Source organism: Xenorhabdus griffiniae (assembly GCF_015163655.1).
Classification (GTDB): domain Bacteria; phylum Pseudomonadota; class Gammaproteobacteria; order Enterobacterales; family Enterobacteriaceae; genus Xenorhabdus; species Xenorhabdus griffiniae.
Window position 1 is genome coordinate 1 of the sequence record NZ_JADEUF010000181.1, and the last position, 4,108, is coordinate 4,108.

At 39.9% G+C, this 4,108-nt stretch carries 7 protein-coding genes; 2 read left to right on the forward strand and 5 right to left on the reverse strand.

The window, feature by feature from the left end; translation table 11 throughout:
* From IQ211_RS18135 to IQ211_RS18145, 3 genes are all read right to left on the reverse strand, one after another.
* A partial coding sequence (locus IQ211_RS18135; protein WP_193836438.1) for a hypothetical protein occupies positions 1–432 on the reverse strand: 432 nt, incomplete at its 3' end.
* 112 nt (positions 433–544) lie between these two features.
* Positions 545–811: a helix-turn-helix domain-containing protein gene (locus IQ211_RS18140; RefSeq protein ID WP_189761104.1), complete on the reverse strand. Its 267-nt coding sequence runs from the start codon at positions 809–811 to the stop codon at positions 545–547.
* 249 nt (positions 812–1,060) lie between these two features.
* Positions 1,061–1,936 (reverse strand): integrase domain-containing protein, encoded by an 876-nt coding sequence (locus IQ211_RS18145; protein ID WP_189761109.1) that lies wholly within the window; start codon positions 1,934–1,936, stop codon positions 1,061–1,063.
* Positions 1,937–2,099: 163 nt separating this feature from the next.
* Between IQ211_RS18145 and IQ211_RS18150 the strand changes: the two genes are divergently transcribed.
* The gene (locus IQ211_RS18150) at positions 2,100–2,282 is read left to right on the forward strand and encodes a hypothetical protein (RefSeq protein ID WP_189761103.1); all 183 of its coding nucleotides are present in this window, start codon (positions 2,100–2,102) and stop codon (positions 2,280–2,282) included.
* A 440-nt stretch (positions 2,283–2,722) separates the two neighbouring features.
* Entirely contained in the window at positions 2,723–2,845 is a 123-nt protein-coding gene (locus IQ211_RS20265) for a DUF7706 family protein (RefSeq protein ID WP_420856250.1), read from the forward strand.
* A 325-nt stretch (positions 2,846–3,170) separates the two neighbouring features.
* Here the strand turns inward: IQ211_RS20265 and IQ211_RS18155 are convergent, their stop codons facing one another.
* Positions 3,171–3,614 carry a YwqG family protein gene (locus tag IQ211_RS18155; protein WP_223281859.1) on the reverse strand — a complete coding sequence of 148 codons (444 nt, stop codon included), beginning with the start codon at positions 3,612–3,614 and terminating at the stop codon, positions 3,171–3,173.
* 178 nt (positions 3,615–3,792) lie between these two features.
* The gene (locus IQ211_RS18160; RefSeq protein ID WP_189761102.1) at positions 3,793–4,011 is read right to left on the reverse strand and encodes a DUF7716 domain-containing protein; all 219 of its coding nucleotides are present in this window, start codon (positions 4,009–4,011) and stop codon (positions 3,793–3,795) included.
* Between the last annotated feature and the right edge of the window lie 97 nt (positions 4,012–4,108).

A 4,108-nucleotide genomic window follows, 5' to 3' on the forward strand; every position in this document is an offset into this window, starting at 1 on the left:
CTGATAGATAAATGAACCCGCAAGAAAAGTATATCCAAATATAAATTTCCAATTTCGTTTAATCACATACCAAGAATTCCAAATTCTTCTAAATCTTTCAACGTCATTTAATTTTTTAAATAAAATACTTCTTTCGTCATCAGATATATATGAATTTATTATTTCTCTTTTTATTTTCTTCTTAGTTTTTGTAAAGTTAGAATTAGAGTCAATCAAAAAAAGTTTATTAAAAAAGAATATCATACTAAGTGTAAAAGCGATTACTTGAGCAACTTTATTAGGAATACCCCAGCATCCTATACCTATTAATAATGCCCACTCTGCAATTGATGCATCCTGTAAATCATCCCACCATTGATTAATATCTCTAGCATGCTTTTTTATATCTCGTTTTATTTTTGAAAAATCTGGGGATCTTTGACAACGTTTCAAAATACATTCCTTTACATTGATGAAATAATCTAATAAAAATATATAGCCATGAGTATAATGTTGATAACTACAAATATTAATTTTCCTCATGGCTTATTTCACTGATATCAATCTATTCAACAGAAACTTTACGAACCCTACGCTCAATAAGTTGACCACGTTTATCAAAATATCGGCTAGGCCAGATTTCAGAAGGATGGATTTCGAGATAATTAGCAATTATCCATTCACCTTTAGGCCACTGCCTACTGAGTGCATTTGCGAGTGTCGATGAACTGAGTCCAGCTTCACGCGAGAGAGCCGCTAAGGTTGTACCACGTTTACGTAATGCAGCGATGATATCAGCTTGATGCCAATCATTTTTAACATCGTTATTCATTCCTGTTACCCCTTCCATTAATTAATATTGATGGTGGTGATCCAGACAGGGTTCGCGGACTGGCACTCATAACCAGCGAGACTTACGTCTCCCCCGCCTGAATCACCATTGAAAAGGCGATAACAGACACACTGGCAAAATATCTGCCAGTGTCTATGAGTGACAAGGCCGCGACGCCTTGACCATTAGATTTTGCTAATGGCGTGAATACTTTAACTGATTGTATTATCGGACTCAATAACTGAACCACTAAGTTGAACGACTATAAACCCGTTCGACATACCGCCCTCGCCCATCTCCATGCCCCAAATCCATTGAAACCAGTGCCCGTGCTTCCTGATGGCTAAAGCCATTCTGCTGGTAAAACGCCAGAGCATCCTGTGTCCATGCATACCGCAAACTATGGGGTGAATGGCAGCCGGTTAAACCAATCTTTGTGGTATGTACCCGCCAGTAATTCATGGCTTGCTTGAGATCCGGTTTATCAATCAATCTGCCACTACGTTGCTCTGCGATAGTAATTGCTTGTTCGACGGCTTCTTTTACCGCTGCAACATTCAATACATGGGTTTGTCTTGGTCTTCCACCTTTTGTGCCGAAAACAACCTGAAGTTTCGGTTCTGGCTGTTCTAGCTGTTTGCGCCAGCTTTTCAGTGAAGCACTGCATTGCACGGCTTCCTGAGAACGTAGCCCCAGTAAGCGGGCTAGTTTCAGCGTGACGGCAAATCCGGCATCGCGTTCAAGGGCTTTCTGATAAATCATCTGAAATTTATCATCAGGGATCGCCTGTTTTGTTCCGGCACGGCTGGTACCGCTTAATCCCAGAGCCTGATTACTCAAGCGAAGCGAAGTTTCCAGTTTCTCACGACCAGCCATGCGGAAGATATTACGCAATGCGGACATTTCATTTTGCACGGTTCGCCTGGTAATGCCTTGAGATAAACGGGCATTAACGTATTGTTCCACATGTTTAGTTTTCAAATGAGCAAGACTTTTCACCTGAATATTCAGGCTCAATAACAACGCGCCCAGACGCCCTGCGATCCGAATACGATCATGGCAGGTTTTGTGACTACCACCGCCTTGCCGGGCAAAAAACTTTAATTCTTTCATCAAACGACTCATCCATTTTTCTCCACTGATATCTGACAATCTACGTTCTCTGGCGCGCGACAATGCGGGCAAAACGAAAACATCAGCTTTGCCCTTGACGAATATCTGTGCGCCAGAGTGAACGCAGGTTGAGGTATTGCGGGGTATCGGTTGAGTACGCGGTACTGCCGCCTGCGTGTACAGGTCATCCCCACTGGCTAAAAGCCAGCCTCGATATCGTCAGGTTCTCCTTTTTTCATCTAAAAATGCAGTGTCAGATTCACTGCGGGGTGAAGCAGGCATGAGCCTGTCTGAGTTGCGTGGTGCTTTGGCTGCGGCGTCACTTTCAGCGGTAAACCTGCCAAAAGTGACGCCTTGAGTTCCGCGAATGGTCAACAAAAGTGATGCAAGAGTTGAAATACTCGTAGGCACAGCAAAAGGCCGCAAGGTTCAGTGTCAAACGGTTGAAATGAGTCAATGGTTTGGTTATGGAAAGTCTATCCGCTGAATATTTCAAACAGAAATAGTAAGCAATATAAATGTGATGTGTGAAAGTAAGTCTATGCTTAATTACGTGAACCAACCAACGTTCAGTACACTTTGGTGACAATATAAAACACCTTTTGGGTGTATTTTTCAGTTTAAGAAACCTTCACTGCCAGACGAGGGTTTAGGTATCTGACAATATCTGCTTCCAAAGGTGGGCAGATGTACCGCAATCTTGCTCTCCCTTTCAGGCTACAGGAGTTTTTTTGCCATTACAGCTATGTAACCATCTGTGATGGTGAATAGTCTGTTCAGATTAGCGATTTTTCTGAGTTGTGGCAAGAGGAACATCTGAACTATGAACAGACGATGGCATTGACGCAACTGTTCAAAAGGCTGAATTGGTCAGATATTCGGGCGTGTGCAGTGAATAATGAAGAAGAGTGGCAGAGGTAATAGGGCAGCTTCTGTCAGCGTTGACGTGGCACAGGTATTCCACAGTAAAAAAACAATCAAGCTAGGAAGTATGTGTGATCTTCCGGCTTGATTGTTTTATAGGTACTGAGTGAATTATTTTCACTCATTTGTTCCAGATGATTATTTCAAAAAAATCATGCTGTTTGTACAAAAAAGATACCTTCTATTTCATTATCTTTATTTTTGATGAACAAGTAACCAATAGCATCAGATAAACCCAATGCATCTTGAAATGGTTCAGGGAAATCTGCTGAGTATATCTGACATACAAAATGATAATCTTCCCCAATATCACCAATATCGTCTAAACATTTGGAGTTTTTTTTGAAAAAAGCGAAATCATTGGATATTCATCATCTTCCATTTCCATATCTAAAAGACTAACACTTCTTTCTGGTATAAATTTATCGTTGTTTTCCAAGGTATCTTTAGTCAAAGAATATGGAACAAACGTAAATCCAGACTTAATGAGGTTAAGCTCTTGTTCATCACCAAAATAAGTAATGTTATCAAGAAAGTAGTCAACATCAGAATAAGTTGAAAACACAGATAAATATCCTGATGTTGGCAACATTCTTTCAGGTATTTTAGGAGATAACTTTTCACAATCTATAGAAAAAAGATGAAGTAATTTTTCGCCATCTGGATTTACAGGCCACTGTGAAACATATCCTCTTTTTCCACCAAGAATAAAACCGGAGTCATTATTCGAGGTTTCCTCTACAACAATTCGTGTAAGACTATACATGCAACATTTCTCCTATTTATTACAAGTGCCAGCATTTTTAGCCTTGTTTGCTAATCCTTTTAAGAATTTTCTAGCTTGATTTCTCAACTGTTTTACTCTGCTGGCAGGAACACCAGATTTTCTTAACCCACCAGAGGTTATATCTAGTTCTCTCTTCGGTGTTGATGCAAGATCATTTTTAATCTAAGAAATCATCTTCTTCAAGATAATAGATAACGGCTTCTAACAGATCATAGCGGGTTGCATTGGGGTGATGTTTGAATTTATTGTCGATAATATCTAAGAATGTTGCATATTCCAGCCAACCTTTATATTTATCATCCATGTCTTCTTCTCTGGTTTCAGGAAGATAATAAGTTGCATTGTTAATACAGTTGATTTCATTCGGTCGTGACATCAATTTATTGAATCATGTATAGTATGCCTATTTGGAGAACATTCAGATGGCAAAGATTGATGTGACCTGTCCCTCTTGTTGTGCAGTTAAAGGGATC

Excerpts from the sequence above, each read along its gene's own strand:
- IQ211_RS18140 (WP_189761104.1), bottom strand. The coding sequence starts at position 811 with ATGAATAACGATGTTAAAAATGATTGGCATCAAGCTGATATCATCGCT.
- IQ211_RS18145 (WP_189761109.1), bottom strand. The coding sequence starts at position 1,936 with ATGAGTCGTTTGATGAAAGAATTAAAGTTTTTTGCCCGGCAAGGCGGT.
- IQ211_RS18155 (WP_223281859.1), bottom strand. The coding sequence starts at position 3,614 with ATGTATAGTCTTACACGAATTGTTGTAGAGGAAACCTCGAATAATGAC.
- IQ211_RS18160 (WP_189761102.1), bottom strand. The coding sequence starts at position 4,011 with ATGTCACGACCGAATGAAATCAACTGTATTAACAATGCAACTTATTAT.